This window comes from Idiomarina xiamenensis 10-D-4 (assembly GCF_000299895.1).
Classification (GTDB): Bacteria; Pseudomonadota; Gammaproteobacteria; order Enterobacterales; family Alteromonadaceae; genus Idiomarina; species Idiomarina xiamenensis.
On record NZ_AMRG01000003.1, the window covers coordinates 85372 to 101534 of the forward strand.

Genomic DNA, 16163 nt, shown 5'->3' on the forward strand with positions numbered 1-16163 from the left:
AACACTTGAATCTGAGTCATGATATTTTTGTCTAAAAAACTATCATCCTTGGTAAAAATTTTATCGTATTTACGGTATAATGGCCGACTTTATTTAGCCAGTTGCTAGCTTTTTGTTAGCGCTCGCTAACACGTTATTACATGGTTCGGAGCAGTAAGCGAATGCCGACAACAATGCCAGATGTAGCCAATACCAGCCAAGCTCAAACGGAAGGAACCTTAGACTGGGTAGGTATGAGCAATATTGAAGTACCCTTGGTGGTAGCCGCCTCGGAAGTACCAGAACAGACCGTCAGCGCGAAAGTGGAGACTTTCGTTAACTTGCCTGACCCTAAAGCAAAAGGCATTCATATGTCGCGCTTGTATCTGCTGCTGGACCAACTGTCGACAGAGGGTGAGTTAAGTCATGCCAGCTTAAAGCAATTGCTGAATGATTTTATTACCAGTCATCAAGGTTTAAGCGATCAAGCGTTTGTGAAGTTCTCTTTCGACTATTTATTACGTCGCAAATCGTTGATCAGCAAAAAGCAAGGTTGGAAAGCCTATCCAGTCACGCTGACTGGTCGCTATAACAACGGTCAACTATCGCTAGAGCTAGGCGTGAATGTTCCTTACTCGTCGACCTGCCCTTGTTCTGCAGCACTAGCCCGTCAATTGATTCAAGAGGCTTTCAGCGAGCGCTTTGCTAATCAAGCGCAAATCGATGCCAGCACCGTGCATGAATGGTTGGGTAGCACAGACGGTATCGTTGCCACGCCGCACAGCCAGCGCTCGGTGGCGGAGTTGAAAGTTGCCTTAAGTGAAGAGCTGACAGAATTCCCCATCGTGGCCTTAATCGACTTGGTTGAAAACGCCCTGAAAACCCCCGTACAAGCGGCGGTTAAACGTGAAGACGAGCAGGAATTTGCGCGCTTAAATGGGCAAAATTTGATGTTCTGCGAAGACGCATCACGACGCTTGAAGTATGCCTTATCGCAGCAACCACAGTTTACCGACTTTTGGGTTCGCGTGAACCATTACGAATCGCTACACGCACACGATGCGGTAAGCATCGCTACCAAGGGCGTCGAGGGTGGTTTTAAAGCTTAACCGCTGTAACATCCGCTATTAATTACATTACGCCGCTAGCACATGCTCGCGGCGTTTTTTTTGGCACAGTTCCTGCTTAATCATAGGGAGTATCGCTTAGCGTCAAAAACCCGTTCACAACGGCTTGGCGCGCTACGCGCATTGTTCATGTTGATGAGGTGGTTATGGAACTGTTACTGATTCTATTCATTTTGGTGCTGATTGGCGTCGCCGTGATGGCAAGCCGATTATCGGAGACTTATACGCCGTTTCCTTATAAACGTAAGAATCTGACCCTATGCAGTGCTGCCGAAGGCCAGTTTCTAACCCTGTTAGAAAAAGCTGTTGGCGACGACTATCGCATCTTTAGTAAAGTTCGTTTAAGCGATGTAGTGACCATTCGTACAGGTTTATCTCGCACCGCTGCAAAAGATGCCAATCAAAAAGCCAGCCAACGTGTCATCGATTTTGTACTTTGCGATAAGCAAGATATGACCATTAAAGCCGCAATTGAATTGGAGCCGGTCGCCACTCAAACAAAACAAGCACAACGCAACTGGTTCTTAAAGAATGCGTTAGCGGCGGCTGGCTTACCGTTTTTGCGCTTTAAAGCTCAGCCCGGCTATCGGGTAGCCGACTTGCGCGACTATATTAATGGCAAAATTATGCAGGCTGAACATATTCGCGCCGCGGTGCCGCGCCCGAAAAAGGTTAAAGGTGAACAGCCCGCTTTTAGCGAAGAACTCAGCAGTGCACGGAACGAGCAATTGTCGAATAGCCTGCCAGCAAGCCGCCAATTGAGCCAAAAAACTCGGCAAAGCGCTGCCGCTTAATTAACTCCAGCTACCGTTTGCTGGCTTTATGTTAAGCTGGGTGTATGCTTATTAAATACACCCAGCCCTATGCATAGCGTCAACGAAATTCTCACCCTGTTAAGCAATAACTCGCTGTTACTATTGATGATAGCCTTGCTTGGTGAGCGCTACTTCACACTTCCACTTCATTGGCACCCGTTAACCTTATTCAATCTGTTAGCGACTTATATGAGTGCTAAGGTCAATCGTGACAACGTGCAACAACAGACCTTAGCGGGCTTATTAAGCTGTGTACTATTACTCATTCTGGTATTAGTGCCATTATTGATTTTTCGCTGGGCGGCCGATTTACCACAGTTAGTCGATTTATTACTACTTTATGTGGCATTACTGTATCAGCCATACCGTCACTGGTTAGCGACAGCCGCAGTAGCGATCGAGCGCGGTCATAAGCGTCGAGCCCGAGCTTTAATGAGTCGTTTAACTGCGCGCGATTGCGAATCGTTAAGTGAGCCAGGCTTAGTCAAAAGTTGGGTCGAGTTACGCTGGTATTATGCGCTGAATTATCGCTTGGCGCCCATCTTGGCTTGGCTGTTGGGCGGCATTGCATTGCTCTTGGTGGTGCGCGTGCTGGTGCAACTTCATCACTTATGGCCGCGTTATATCCCTCGTTACCGTCACTTTGGACAAGCGCCAGCGATGTTAACTCAGTGGTTAATGTGGCTGCCCTACCAAACAGTTAACCTATTACTATGGTTAACTCATCGCGACTCGCGTTGGGCTGTCGCCGACAGTCATGGTTGGTGGCTTGCGCAAGCGCGGCAACAACAGTTGTTAGCGCAACGCACGCGCAGCTCGCTAGGCGGCCCTCTGCGTTACCGGCAACAGCGCTATAGTCGTGCGCGATTCAACGCTGGTCGCCAAGCCGACCGCCAACTATTGCGGCAAGAACGAAAAATGCTGATGTATTTAGGGCGTGCTGCAACACTGGTTATCACTTTATTACTCATTTTCAGTCTAGTTTATAACCAAAAGCCATGGTGATAACGTCGACCCCTCTGTCAGCTTCGTATATACTACGCGCCTTAATAACGTAGCACTGAAAGAGTATGAAATCGTTACAGGTTGTAGGCATTGGCAACGCACTGGTGGATCAAGAGTTTGAAGTCACCGACGCCTTTCTTGCCAGTCATAATATAGAAAAAGGGGTCATGACCCTGATTGAAGAAGCCGACCAAGATGAGCTGATTCGACAGTTGTCTGCAAAAGGCGAACTGAAAAAGCAATCCGGTGGTGGTTCTGCCGCCAATACACTGGTGGCCTTCGCACAATTTGGCGGCAACGCCTTTTATTGCTGCAAAGTCGCCAACGACAGTGCCGGACAGTTTTACTGCGATGATCTAGAAGCGGTTGGCATTCGTACCACCATCCAACAGCAAAATAACGACGGCAAGACCGGTCGTTGCTTGGTGATGGTGACACCCGACGCCGAGCGTACCATGCGTACCCACTTGGGCATCACCGCCGACTTGTCGGTGGCTGAACTAGACGACGACGCGATTGCCAATGCAGACTATCTGTATATCGAGGGTTACTTGGTCACCTCACCAATTGCCTTAGATGCAATTAGGCACGCCAAGCGCGTAGCCCGTGAGAATCAAACCCGTATCGCCGTTACTTGCTCCGATCCGGCCATGGTGAAATATTTCCGTAGCGGTATCGACACCATTTTAGAGGGCGGCGTAGATGTGCTTTTTTGTAACGAAGAAGAGGCGCATTTACTCACCGGCGAAAGTGACGCCCAAGCTGCCATGCAGCAATTACAGCAGCATGCCAGTACGGTCGCTATCACCCTAGGCAAGCGCGGTGCGTTGCTGGGTGACGGCCAACGCCAAGTCGCTATTCCGGGCGTTCGAGTGGATGCCATCGACAGCAATGGTGCAGGTGATATGTTCGCTGGGGCCATGCTATATGGCTTAACTCACGGCATGTCATTGGTGGATGCCGGCTCATTAGCAAGTCACGCATCGGCTCATATTGTTACCGAATTTGGCCCACGCACATCGCGTGAGCAGCAACAACTTATTTTGCAACGCTTAGTCAATAAGCAACCCGCATAATCGATAGAGGCTTTTTATGACAGCAAATACTCCTGCCAGCGACTATAAAGTCGCCGATATCAGTCTAGCCGACTGGGGCCGTAAAGAAATCGCCATTGCCGAATCAGAAATGCCTGCATTGATGGCCATTCGCCGTAAATATGCAGCCAGCAAACCCTTGGCAGGCGCTCGTATTATCGGTTGCATTCACATGACGATTCAAACCGCGGTACTGATTGAAACTCTAATTGAATTAGGTGCCGAAGTACGTTGGTCGTCATGTAATATTTTTTCTACCCAGGATCACGCTGCCGCCGCTATTGCTGCTTCAGGGGTTCCAGTTTTCGCTTGGAAAGGCGAAACCGAAGATGAATATGAGTGGTGTTTAGAGCAAACCTGTAAAAAAGACGGTGAGCTTTGGCATGCCAACATGATTTTGGACGACGGCGGCGACCTTACGCTGCTGATCCATGAAAAATACCCGCAAATGCTGGATCATATTCACGGTATTACCGAAGAAACCACCACCGGTGTGCATCGCCTGTTAGACATGTTGAAAAAAGGCACCTTGAAGGTACCCGCAATTAACGTTAACGACGCCGTCACTAAGTCAAAGAATGACAACAAGTACGGCTGCCGCCACTTAAGCGCGCGACCGACCACCTGCTGTCGGGTAAAAAAGCACTGGTCATCGGCTATGGTGATGTCGGTAAAGGCTCGGCAGCGAGCTTGCGCCAGGAAGGCATGATCGTCAAGGTTTCTGAAATCGATCCGATTTGCGCCATGCAAGCGTGCATGGATGGTTTTGAGGTGGTCTCGCCTTACTTGAATGGCGACAACAACGGCGATGGTAGCAATCTAAACACCGCGCTGTTAGCCAACACCGATTTATTAGTCACCACCACGGGTAACGTCAATGTCTGTGATCGTTACATGCTGGCGGCGCTGAAAAACACAGCGGTAGTCTGCAATATCGGTCACTTTGATAACGAAATCGATACCGCCTATATGCGCAAAAACTGGCGCTGGGAAACGGTTAAACCGCAAGTACATCAGGTTTTCCGTAGCGACGATGAACAAGACTACATCTTGCTATTAGCGGAAGGACGACTGGTCAACTTAGGTAACGCCACTGGCCACCCTAGCCGTATTATGGATGGCTCGTTCTCGAACCAAGTACTGGCACAAATTCACTTATTTGAGCAGAAATTTGCCGATATGAGTGACGCTGAACAAGCAGAATATTTGCGTGTTGAAGTCTTACCTAAGCAACTCGACGAGGAAGTCGCGCGTTATATGGTACAAGGCTTTGGCGGCGTTATTACACGCTTAACTCAGCAGCAGGCAGATTACATTGACGTGTCTGCAGAAGGCCCATTCAAGACTGACGAGTATCGCTACTAATGCAACACAACGTCACTTATCAACCTTTAACGGCTGCAGATTTTTTGGGTAATCAAGTCCATGGCGACAATTACCTAACACCTGAGAACTTAACCGAGTATCAACGTCGCGCGCAAAGTGGCGACGTTAACCTTAACTGGTTAGCGTTTGTCGATGGCCAGCTGGCCGGTATTCGGCTGACCTTCGCGCCGGGTACTTGGCCCGTCGATGGCGATTGTAGTCCGCAAAAATGGCCGTTCAAAGCGCAGCAATTATGCTACTTCAAATGCTCAGCAGTGGACGCGCGATATCGCGGTTTGGGTATCGGCAAAGGTCTCTTGCTACGCTCTATCGACAGTGCCAAACAACTAGGCTGTTTAGGTGGCCTTGCGCATATCTGGCTACAAAGTCCAGGCAACAGTGCCTATGAGTACTTTAGTCGATGCGGTGGTGTGATGATCAACGAGCACGCTAATCGTTGGTACGACTTATCCATCAGCGATGGCTATCATTGCCCAGTCTGCGACGGCGTTTGTTATTGCAGTGCCGGTGAAATGCTATTGTCGTTTGATAACGTCCCCGAGCAATCTGACGACGATTAAGGAGCGCTGTAGCGTCATGTATGATCCGTTGTTGGACAAACATACGATAGTTAATGCCGCTTACTGTGACAACTATTGGTTTGCCCATACCCGTCAAGACGCCGACTTTTGGCCGTCGACGACGGCTACCCTAGCGACGCAACAGGATATCGTTGTCGTGGGCGCGGGTTATACCGGCTTTAGTGCCGCCGAAACACTGGCGCGACGCTATCAGCGGCAAGTCACCTTAATTGATATGAACCAATTGGCTTGGGGCTGTTCATCACGCAACGCCGGCTTTGTCATGAAAAGTACCGGGCGGTTGGGTTTTCAACAGTGGCAACAACGCTTTGATTTGAGCATCGCAAAAGCGGTTCAAAGCGAGTATCAACGGGCTCATGAGCAACTACTGCAGCGCATTCACGCCAGCCCCGACCAGTGTAGTGTGCAATATGGTGGCTATATTAAAGTGGCGCACCGCCCGCAAGCGGTCGCCGGGCTACGACAGCAATATCAGTCTTTAGCGCAACAACAAGCCGATGTTGCATGGTTAGATGGCAACGCTATACAGCGGGTGCTATGTAGTCAACAGGCTCATGCCGGTCTGCATTTTCGCGATTGTGTCGGCATTAATCCGCTACAATTGGCGGCTGCTGATGCTCGCGCCTGCGCTGCGGCTGGCGTCAACTTAGTCACCGGTGTGCAATTGCAGGGCTGGCAGCAACAGGGGGATGGCTTACGTTTAGCCACCAATGTCGGCGCCATAGATGCTCGTCAATTATTGATCACCAGCAACGCCTACAGCGCCAATCGGCTACACCCCAGCTTATATGCGCGTAGCTTACCGGTACTGTCGAGCGTCATCGTCACCGCGCCGTTAAACGCGCAACAACAAGCGACTATTGGCCTCAGCCCAGAACACTTGATCATGGATACCCGTTCGCTGAAATATTATTACCGGCTGCTACCCGATGGCCGTTTACTATTTGGTGGACGCGGTGCCATTAAAGGTAAAGATGCTGATAAAAGCCGTTATGCCGAGCGCTTAAAACATGCCCTAAACCGTGTTTTTCCGTGCTTACAGCAGACCGCCATCGAACACTTTTGGAGCGGCTGGGTCAGCGTGTCTTTAGACGATTATCCGCGCGTATTTGAGGCCGACAATAATGTTTTTGTGAGCATGGGGTATTGCGGCGCTGGTGTGAGTTTTAGCCATTTAGCCGGACAACGGCTGGCGCAACTGGCGGCTGGCGATAAACTGCCCGCGTTACCGTTTTATCGAACCCCGCTACGACGCTTTCCTTTTGCCCGTGCGCGGCGCCTGGGGCAATGGCTGTACTACCATTACGGCCGCTGGCAAGATGGCGACTGGCACTAGTCGCCATTATAAACCAAATACGGTTTTTTCACTTTTCAGCATACGTCCGATATAGCTTAGCAAACCAACACTGAGCACCAAGGTCAGCAATGCGCTGACTAATACCCCCACCGTATTGAGCGCTTCGCCACGGATCAAGCTAAGAAAGGCCTGATGCTGTCCGGTCAACGGTAAATAAGCCAGCACAGTACTTTTAATACGAGCAAACTCGACGCCAAATACCGCCAACATGGGTACCATCAGTAAAAAGCTAATGTAGGTTTGCGCTTCCTTAAAGTTTTTCGCTCGAAAAGACACAAACAACTGCAGCGCCGTGGCTAATAGCGCCAAGGGTATCAGTTGTAAAAACATCGATAGCAACATCGGCGCCGTTAAGGTCATACTGATACCTATCTGTGCCAAGGGTACAAACGAAAAGACGATCGGAATGATGGTCAAACTTAACAGCGCGCCGAACAGTGCGAAGGTACTCGCAGTCAAGGCCTTTCCCCAAACTAGCGCTTGGCTACTAAGCGGCTGCGCCAATAAAAACTCTAAAGAATGGCGCTCGCGTTCACCAGCACTGATATCGATGGCGACATTCATGCCCGACCAAAACACCGATAAAATAATAAACACCAAGACACTGCCCATGATCATCGCAGCGCGAGAACCGGCCGTCGCTAAGTCTTGCTTTTGTAGGGTAAGTGGCGACACGAGCTGCGGCTCGATACCTCGCATAAGTAATCGCATACTTGCGACTTGCGTACTGTAAGCCTGCACCGCCCGTTGCACACGCTCAATATCGCTGCGCTGTTTCTGCGCGGAAAAATCGGCGCGTAAAATCACCTCGACTGACTCGCCGTCAGCCATCGCGCTTTGCCAAGTTTCGGGAATACTTAAGGTAATGGGTTGTTGGCCTTGCGGCCATGCTTGTTGGCGCTGAATAATATCCTGCGAGGTCAGAAACTGCGCAAAATTAGGCGCCGACTCAGCTCCCTCAATATCAATGGCAACCGCGCTTCTATCGCTTAACTGTTCGATTAAAAAAAAGAACGCTATCGCCATTAATATCGGGCCAAAAAAAGCATAGCCCATCGCCGCCATGAATGAGCGACGGTCGCGCATGGCGTCGCGCATTTCTTTTTTCCAAACGGTCACTATGGCGCGGCTCATGCGGCAATGCCCTCGTCGCTACCGATGATCTTCACAAAAGCATCTTCCAGCGCAGCTTCACCGGTGAGCTGGCACAATTGCTCGGGAGTACCCTGTGCGGCGACTTGGCCGTTGGCCATCACCACCACATTATCGCAGAGCGCAGCGACCTCTTGCATGACATGACTAGAAAATAAAATGCAGGTACCTTGCTGTTTCAGTTCACGCAATAAGCCTCGCAAAATACGCGTACTCATCACGTCTAAACCACGGCTTGGCTCGTCTAGAATTAAATGACCCGGGCGATGCACGATCGCTTGCGCTAATGCGACCTTCATGCGTTGACCTTGTGAAAAGCCGGCGCTACGACGATCGGCCAAGGCTTGCATATCGAGCTCATCGATAACCTGTTGCGTGGCCTGTTCGGCCTGATTGAGGCTTAAGCCCTGCAAACAGGCGAAATATTGCACTTGCTCACGTACGGTTAAGCGCTCGTATAAACCAAACTTATCGGGGAAAATACCAATTTCCTGACGCGCTGCTAGCGGCTTCTGACTAGCATCGATGCCGGCAATCAGTGCTTGTCCGGCATCGGCCTGCAGCAACCCATAAATGATACGTAAGCAGGTGGTTTTACCGGCACCATTAGGGCCAAGTAGACCGGTGATCTGGCCATCGTTAGCCTGAAAGGATAAACCGGATAACGCCTGTACTTCTTTAAATTGTTTCTTTAATTGAACGGTTTCTATCATTATTGTTGTTATAAACCTGCGCCATTACTATTGGTGATAAAAGCGGGAATATAGCCCTCTTGTAAACATTCACCTGATACCGCTGACAACTCTCCCGCCGCAATAAAATCAGCCACAATCTCATTCGCACAAGTATGGGTGACAATCGTGTGAGCACCGTATTTTGCCACTAAAACTTTGCTATGAGTGAGTGTCTGCGCTGCCAATTCTGCCCATGCTGGCGGAGTGACTGGGTCCCAGCGCCCAGCTAATAACAACACCGGCTTGTCGCTACTGACCGGAGCCGACCAACTGGCGTCAATCATTTGCACCGGCCATTCGCTGCACAACTCAATAAAGGCATCGGCGGTGCGGCTACCGATAAAACCATTGTTGCCGTCCTCTTGTAACAAGGGTTGACTGGCTCTTGCCATATCCTCGCTGCAAAGTACCGACAGGGTCAAGCCGACATACATCGGATTTTGTTTGCGGTTAGAGCCCATCAAACCCACCAATGGTTGATAGTTACCTTGTGCTGTCTGGTCGATCATATAGGGTAACATTTGTCGCGTAAACGGGCTGTACAACGCCATCCGCGCAATTGACGAGAAACGATTGGCAGTCACTAATAAGTCTTCGGCCTGATTGGTTTGTGGATCTTTCACCACCACTGGCACTGGCGCCAACGCAAGCTCGTCCATTAGGCGTTGATAGGTTTCGGCTAAATGAGGAAAACGTTCACGACAATCACTGCTGGCGCGACAATCTTCCAATAATAACCGGAATGAATCGGCACCATGGCGACCAAACGGACCAATGACCACTTGGTTAGGCGCGACTGAATCGAGAGTCGCGGTACGCACTGCTTCAGGCGCTTCGCGTAGGTAGGTTAACCCCACCCGCGTGCCATACGAACCCCCGTATAAATTCCATTGCGCGATGCCTAAGTGTTGTCTGACTCGTTCGAAATCACGTACCGCATTGACGGTATGGTATTGCAGCATGTCGGTATCGGGATATTGCGCCAAACAAGCTCTGGCGATCTGGTCGAGTTGTTGGTTCTCATCGCTGCGAGTCAGTTCGTCAGGACGGTCGATGTCACAGCGCAATGGATGCGACTGGCCAGTGCCACGCTGGTCGATAAGAACGATGTCGCGGTCGCGGCGTATGGCAGCAAAAATACGATTGATCATGGGCGCTAATTCTGTCGCCGCTTGGCCCGGACCACCGGCCAAAATCAATAACGGATCGGCCTGTTTTGCGCGACTCTGCGCAGGCAAGACCACATAGTGAATATTGATTAACTTACCGTTAGGTAGCTGATAATTTTCTGGAACATCAATGTCGCCGCAACGCACACGGTCGCTGATACCGTCGACAAAACACGCCGTCGACGGCGTAGACGCTGTTTGGGCAAGCGTATTCTGGTTGTAACCCAGCACGCCAATGATAAATGTCGCCAGCAGTAATCCTTTGCTTGCTGCTTTCATTAGCTGTTCTCAAATACGTGATAAAAAACAGTGCTCAGTGTTACCTTATTTTTACAAAATAACAAGCGCATCAATCCTAGCAATACGGCGATAAGTGCAAAGAAAACGTAAAGAAGCGCTTTAACAATAAAAAAACCGCAAGCCAAAATGGATTGCGGTTTTATAACTTTTATCGCTAGCTAACGGTCATAAAAGTGAAGTTATCTGATGATGTATCACCCTACAGCTTTATGATTGTCGTTAGTAATTGCTGTTGATACTTACAGGCCAGCACGCTCTTTCATGGCTGCTGCCACGGGTGAGTCTGCATGGCCGTTAGCCTGAGCCCACTCGTAATCACCAGAACCGGTGATATCTTCAACCGCTAGACGACCAACGATGAAGGTACCGATGTCATTAGCACCGTGCTCCATCGCAAATTGTAATAAGGTTTGACCATTGCAACGCACGCTGCCGTATACATCACGGATACGTACACGCGAATCACGTAATTTTTTACGCATACGCATGGTGTCGTCGCCTTGGACATAGGTGCACAAGCTCAATGCGAGTTCGTTGGCTTGCGCTGGCTTACTTAACGTAACGCCACCCAACGCAATAGTTGCGGCTAATGCGCTGATAATAGCTGTTTTCATGGATGACTCCCGACTGCCTGATTAAAAAAGCAACAGTATAATACAACCTATCGGCATCGGAATCAATTGCTTAAAAATCACTTAAGTAGCTGATTTTAACAACAAATCGTTAACCTGCTCTATCGTATATCAGGGTCTCGAAAGCCAACGAGTTAGCCTCGTCGGCGGCATGATATTGCCGCTCTAGCTGGCGCCATTTGGCACTTTTCTGGTAGTCGGGAAAATGTGCATCGCCGTCAACATCTAAATCGATGAGGGTCAAATAGAGTCTGTCAGCACGCGGCAAAAAAAGTTCATAAATTTTTTCGCCACCGATGATCATCAGTTCTTCCACTGGCCCTGCAGCAGCAATCGCTTGTTCAACGCCCGCCGCCCAAATCACGTCTTGACGCTGATAATCGGGCTGGCGGCTAACCACGATGTTACGACGTCCGGGTAACGGACGGCCAATTGAATCAAAGGTCTTACGCCCCATAACAATTGGCTTATTCATGGTCATTTTTTTAAAATACTGTAACTCAGCTGGCAGATGCCAAGGCATTTTATTCTGCTGACCAATAACTCGCTGATTGGCCATTGCCGCTATCATTGAAATACGCATTTTCATCCTTATCGCTGCACAGCATAACGCCGATAGCGAGACAATTATTTGCGATAGATCACTTCGACATCATAATCGTCGTCATCGAAGTCGTCGTCATCGTCGTCCTCGTCTTCTTCAACGCCGTATTCAAAGTCATCGTCAGACTGTTGTTGCAACTGTTGTTGGTGGTAGTTATCCCACTTGAAGGACACTTCTTCAGGCTGTTCTTCAACATCGTTGTCAGCCACTTTTGGTAAGTTTTCCAAGTATTCCATAATGGCTAAACAAAGTTCTTGCGTGCCACGCTTTTCTAACGCCGCTAAATGAAACACCGGCCCTTCCCACTGCAGCGCATCGATGACCGCCTGAGCTCGCTCTTGCAGTTCTTCTTCCAGCACCATATCAATTTTGTTGAGCACCAACCAACGCGGCTTTTCGGCTAATTTGGGGCTGTACTGATGCAGCTCGTCAATGATGATTTTTGCTTGTTCGGCAGGGTCGCTTCCATCGAACGGCGCAATATCCACCAAGTGCAGCAATAAACCGCAGCGTTCAAGGTGTTTAAGAAAGCGAATACCCAACCCGGCGCCATCGGCAGCGCCCTCGATCAAGCCGGGAATGTCGGCGATGACAAAGCTACTATGTGCAGCAGGACGAACCACGCCCAAATTCGGCACCAGTGTGGTAAACGGATAATCAGCCACTTTAGGGCGAGCCGCCGATACCGACCGAATAAAAGTCGACTTACCAGCGTTAGGCATGCCCAATAAACCAACGTCGGCTAACAGCATTAGCTCTAATTGCAGGGTGCGGATTTCACCCGGGGTACCGTTAGTCTTTTGCCGAGGTGTGCGATTGACACTGCTTTTAAAACGGGTGTTACCTAACCCATGAAAGCCACCCTTAGCAACCAATAAGCGCGTGCCATGTTTGGTCAAATCACCAATCACTTCGGCGGTTTCGGTGTCGGTGGCCCGAGTGCCGACCGGCACTTTCAGGGTTAAATCACTACCACGTTTACCGGTACAGTTTTTGCCCATACCGTTTTGCCCGCGCTCGGCACGGTGAAAGCGTTCAAAACGATAGTCAATCAGGGTATTCAGGTTTTCGTCGGCCTCTAACCAAACGTCGCCGCCGTCGCCACCATCACCACCGTCGGGACCACCTTTAGGAATATATTTTTCACGGCGAAAACTGACGCAACCATTTCCACCATCACCCGCCTCTACGCGGATTTCTACTTCATCGACAAATTTCATGGTGCCCTATTCACTTAACCATCTTTTTGACTATCGCTGTTTGCATAGTAGCACAGAAGCGCCAAGTATCAGAGCGATACCCCGCCGCGCGCAAGCCTAGGCAAAACGCATAAACAACGTACTTATGAACAACGTACTTATAAACAACGTACTTATAAACAAAAAGCCCCGCCGTAAAAGGCGGGGCTTTATATTCAATTCAGTGTGACAGCTAATTAGTCAGCAACAACACTGATGAATTTACGGTTCTTAGGACCTTTCACTTCGAAAGATACTTTACCATCCGCCATTGCGAATAAGGTGTGATCGCGGCCAACACCAACGTTATCACCAGCGTGGAAACGTGTACCACGTTGACGAACTAAGATGTTACCTGCCAATACTGACTCGCCACCGAAACGCTTAACACCCAGACGTTTACTTTCTGAGTCACGACCGTTACGAGTTGAACCACCTGCCTTTTTGTGAGCCATGTGTCGTTACTCCTTATTAACCGTTAATACCAGTGATTTTCACTTCAGTGAACCACTGACGATGACCTTGCTGCTTGCGCGAGTGCTTACGACGACGGAACTTAACGATAGTTACTTTATCGCCGCGGCCGTGGTTAACCACTTCGGCTTTGACGCTGCCACCTGAAATCAGAGGCGCACCAATTTGCACATCATCACCGTTAGAAATCATTAAAACCTGGTCGAATTCAACCACATCACCAGTGGCCGCTTCCAGCTTTTCCAGGCGGACGATTTGGCCTTCAGTCACACGGTGCTGCTTACCGCCACTTTGGAATACTGCGTACATAGGATTCTCCAATTACCCTCAAGCGGGTGCCGTATTTTTAATTCAGGGCGCGAATTTTACTCAAGCACGACGCCAAAAGCAAGTAGAAAAACCGATTGATCGCAATGATCGTTAACAGCGTTTAAATGGTCTCTTTAACTAACCGAAGAAAGGCGGCAGTTTGTCGTGACGCAACTGGCATCTAGCTAGTCCGTCAGGTACAATCCGCTCACTTACACTTTGTTAACTATGCAGCAAAATTTGCAATCACTATGATGGACATGCAAACCATAAAAACGCTTACCGCCAATGATATGCAGGGCGTTGATCGACTGATTAGTAAGCAACTTCAATCCGATGTCGCGTTGATCAATCAGTTAGGTTTATACATTGTGAATAGCGGTGGTAAACGCTTACGTCCATTATTAGCCATTTTGGCTGCACGCGCTTGTGGTTATCAAGGTGATAAACATTGGACGCTAGCCACCATCGTTGAGTTCATTCACACTGCCACATTACTGCATGACGATGTGGTTGATGAGTCCCAACTACGCCGTGGCCGAGAAACCGCCAATGCGGTTTTTGGTAATCAAGCTAGCGTGTTAGTTGGTGATTTTCTGTATACCCGCGCGTTTCAGTTAATGGTGACGTTAGACTCGATGCGGGTCATGCAAATACTGGCCGATGCCACCAATGTGATTGCCGAGGGCGAAGTCATGCAGTTAATGAACTGCAACGACCCTAGCACCACCGAAGAACGCTATTTTTCGGTGATATATAGCAAAACCGCTCGCCTGTTCGAGGCCGCCACCCAGCTAGGTGGCTTACTCAGCGAGGTTGACGCACATAGCGAACAACAATTAGCGACTTATGGCCGTCACTTAGGCACCGCCTTTCAGTTAGTCGATGACTTGCTGGATTACACCGCAGACAGTGATGTCATGGGTAAGCAAGCCGGCGACGATCTGGCCGAGGGTAAACCAACGTTGCCGCTGTTGTATGCCATGTGGCATGGTGACGATAACGAACGTCAGCTAATTGCCAGTGCCATAGAAAACGGCGATGGTCGTGGCCAATTGGACAGTATTGTCGACGTCATGCAGCGTACCGGCGCGCTTGACTATACTCGCGAGAAAGCGCTCGAAGAGGCCGCTAAAGCACGCGCCGCTATCGACTTTCTAGACGACTCTGATTATAAACAAGCACTGCTGACATTAACCGCACAGGCGGTCGAGCGCGTCGCTTAAGTTAATTCTGCTGACGATGATCACGTATTGTCGTTACGCTGATGCTTAATCAACTGACGAATGATCAAACTTGCAGTATGGCGATCGATATCCAGCGCGCGCCGCAATTGCTCCATAGTTTCCGCATCTTCCGCATCAAACTGACCGTCGGCCAGTATATGCTCGGCTAGAATTTTGAAATGCGAACGCCGGCGCGCTAATTGCTCAGAAAAACCGGACGCCAAAATACCCGCCGGTAACGCCACCATCCCCATACCAATCAAGGTGATCATGCCGCCAAACAAACGTCCTAATGGCGTAATCGGTGTGACATCGCCATACCCTACGGTAGTTAGCGTCGTCACTGCCCACCACATTGCCGCCGGAATACTGGCAAACTTATCGGGTTGCACATCAGACTCAATAATATAGATGCCGCTAGAGGCTAAAATCATCAGCACAAACAACACACTAAAAGCCGCGAATAAATTTTTACGCTCATCGTGTAAAACAGCCAGTAACATCCGGAACGCTCGCGAATAGCGAGTAAACTTAAAGAGTCGCAGCAAACGCAGTACGCGCAGGAAGCGTAAATCAATAGTGACCACCATGTTTAGCCAGCCAGGTAAAATGGCAAACAAGTCAACTAACGCCATCGGCGACAGCGCGTATTGCAAGCGAGCGCGCCAGCGCGGTTGCTGTCGATAACGACGAATTTCTACAATCGACCAAACTCTTAAAGCGTATTCGATGCTAAAAACGATGATGGAAAAGGTTTCAAATAATTGAAAAGCGTGGCGATAACTTTGATAAATCGAGGCAACAGACTCGGCCATTACAGCCGCGACATTAAGAAATATCAGCGCCATTAGCGCGTAATTGATGATTTTACCGGGCAGCGTATGCTGACCATTGCCCTCTAATAGGGCCGCCGTCAAGCGACGATAATATGCTAGCTTCATGAAGTGGTAGTAGCCCAATACCTGATTGGGCTACTACTTT

Annotated in this window: 18 protein-coding genes; 9 read left to right on the forward strand and 9 right to left on the reverse strand. The window is 49.5% G+C overall.

Features of this window, described 5'->3' with window-relative positions:
* Positions 1-161 precede the first annotated feature (161 nt).
* The 8 genes from folE2 to A10D4_RS02995 all read left to right on the forward strand — a co-directional run bounded on the left by folE2 (position 162) and on the right by A10D4_RS02995 (position 7323).
* On the forward strand, positions 162-1088 hold the full coding sequence (folE2, locus tag A10D4_RS02965; RefSeq protein ID WP_040502351.1) for a GTP cyclohydrolase FolE2: 927 nt from the start codon (positions 162-164) through the stop codon (positions 1086-1088).
* A 164-nt stretch (positions 1089-1252) separates the two neighbouring features.
* Entirely contained in the window at positions 1253-1900 is a 648-nt protein-coding gene (locus tag A10D4_RS02970) for a DUF2726 domain-containing protein (protein ID WP_008487640.1), read from the forward strand.
* A 69-nt stretch (positions 1901-1969) separates the two neighbouring features.
* Positions 1970-2926: a cobalamin biosynthesis protein gene (locus A10D4_RS02975; RefSeq protein ID WP_008487642.1), complete on the forward strand. Its 957-nt coding sequence runs from the start codon at positions 1970-1972 to the stop codon at positions 2924-2926.
* A 65-nt stretch (positions 2927-2991) separates the two neighbouring features.
* The gene (locus A10D4_RS02980; RefSeq protein ID WP_008487643.1) at positions 2992-4002 is read left to right on the forward strand and encodes an adenosine kinase; all 1011 of its coding nucleotides are present in this window, start codon (positions 2992-2994) and stop codon (positions 4000-4002) included.
* Positions 4003-4018: 16 nt separating this feature from the next.
* Complete coding sequence (locus tag A10D4_RS14510) at positions 4019-4729, forward strand: adenosylhomocysteinase (protein WP_008487644.1); 711 nt, start codon at positions 4019-4021, stop codon at positions 4727-4729.
* A complete protein-coding gene (locus A10D4_RS14515) occupies positions 4672-5385 on the forward strand; it encodes an adenosylhomocysteinase (RefSeq protein ID WP_337467858.1) in 714 nt (237 codons plus the stop codon). The genes A10D4_RS14510 and A10D4_RS14515 overlap by 58 nt, the downstream gene beginning before the upstream one ends.
* Positions 5385-5966 (forward strand): GNAT family N-acetyltransferase, encoded by a 582-nt coding sequence (locus tag A10D4_RS02990; protein ID WP_008487646.1) that lies wholly within the window; start codon positions 5385-5387, stop codon positions 5964-5966. The genes A10D4_RS14515 and A10D4_RS02990 overlap by 1 nt, the downstream gene beginning before the upstream one ends.
* 16 nt (positions 5967-5982) lie before the next feature.
* The gene (locus A10D4_RS02995; RefSeq protein ID WP_008487647.1) at positions 5983-7323 is read left to right on the forward strand and encodes an NAD(P)/FAD-dependent oxidoreductase; all 1341 of its coding nucleotides are present in this window, start codon (positions 5983-5985) and stop codon (positions 7321-7323) included.
* 6 nt (positions 7324-7329) lie between these two features.
* Here the strand turns inward: A10D4_RS02995 and A10D4_RS03000 are convergent, their stop codons facing one another.
* The 8 genes from A10D4_RS03000 to rplU all read right to left on the reverse strand — a co-directional run bounded on the left by A10D4_RS03000 (position 7330) and on the right by rplU (position 13956).
* Positions 7330-8478 carry an ABC transporter permease gene (locus A10D4_RS03000; RefSeq protein ID WP_008487649.1) on the reverse strand — a complete coding sequence of 383 codons (1149 nt, stop codon included), beginning with the start codon at positions 8476-8478 and terminating at the stop codon, positions 7330-7332.
* A complete protein-coding gene (locus tag A10D4_RS03005) occupies positions 8475-9209 on the reverse strand; it encodes an ABC transporter ATP-binding protein (RefSeq protein WP_008487650.1) in 735 nt (244 codons plus the stop codon). The genes A10D4_RS03000 and A10D4_RS03005 overlap by 4 nt, the downstream gene beginning before the upstream one ends.
* An 8-nt stretch (positions 9210-9217) precedes the next feature.
* The gene (locus A10D4_RS03010; protein WP_008487651.1) at positions 9218-10678 is read right to left on the reverse strand and encodes an alpha/beta hydrolase; all 1461 of its coding nucleotides are present in this window, start codon (positions 10676-10678) and stop codon (positions 9218-9220) included.
* A gap of 260 nt (positions 10679-10938) precedes the next feature.
* Positions 10939-11313: a DUF3718 domain-containing protein gene (locus A10D4_RS03015; protein WP_008487652.1), complete on the reverse strand. Its 375-nt coding sequence runs from the start codon at positions 11311-11313 to the stop codon at positions 10939-10941.
* Between the two features lie 109 nt (positions 11314-11422).
* A complete protein-coding gene (gene folA, locus A10D4_RS03020) occupies positions 11423-11914 on the reverse strand; it encodes a type 3 dihydrofolate reductase (RefSeq protein ID WP_008487653.1) in 492 nt (163 codons plus the stop codon).
* A 44-nt stretch (positions 11915-11958) separates the two neighbouring features.
* Positions 11959-13155 (reverse strand): Obg family GTPase CgtA, encoded by a 1197-nt coding sequence (cgtA, locus tag A10D4_RS03025; RefSeq protein ID WP_008487654.1) that lies wholly within the window; start codon positions 13153-13155, stop codon positions 11959-11961.
* A 215-nt stretch (positions 13156-13370) separates the two neighbouring features.
* Positions 13371-13628, reverse strand: a complete 258-nt coding sequence (gene rpmA, locus A10D4_RS03030; protein WP_008487655.1) for a 50S ribosomal protein L27 — start codon at positions 13626-13628, stop codon at positions 13371-13373.
* A 16-nt stretch (positions 13629-13644) separates the two neighbouring features.
* On the reverse strand, positions 13645-13956 hold the full coding sequence (gene rplU / locus A10D4_RS03035; RefSeq protein WP_008487657.1) for a 50S ribosomal protein L21: 312 nt from the start codon (positions 13954-13956) through the stop codon (positions 13645-13647).
* A gap of 254 nt (positions 13957-14210) precedes the next feature.
* Between rplU and ispB the strand changes: the two genes are divergently transcribed.
* Positions 14211-15182: an octaprenyl diphosphate synthase gene (ispB, locus tag A10D4_RS03040; RefSeq protein WP_008487658.1), complete on the forward strand. Its 972-nt coding sequence runs from the start codon at positions 14211-14213 to the stop codon at positions 15180-15182.
* Positions 15183-15202: 20 nt separating this feature from the next.
* Here ispB and A10D4_RS03045 read toward each other — a convergent pair whose 3' ends face one another.
* Positions 15203-16123 (reverse strand): ion transporter, encoded by a 921-nt coding sequence (locus tag A10D4_RS03045; protein ID WP_008487659.1) that lies wholly within the window; start codon positions 16121-16123, stop codon positions 15203-15205.
* Between the last annotated feature and the right edge of the window lie 40 nt (positions 16124-16163).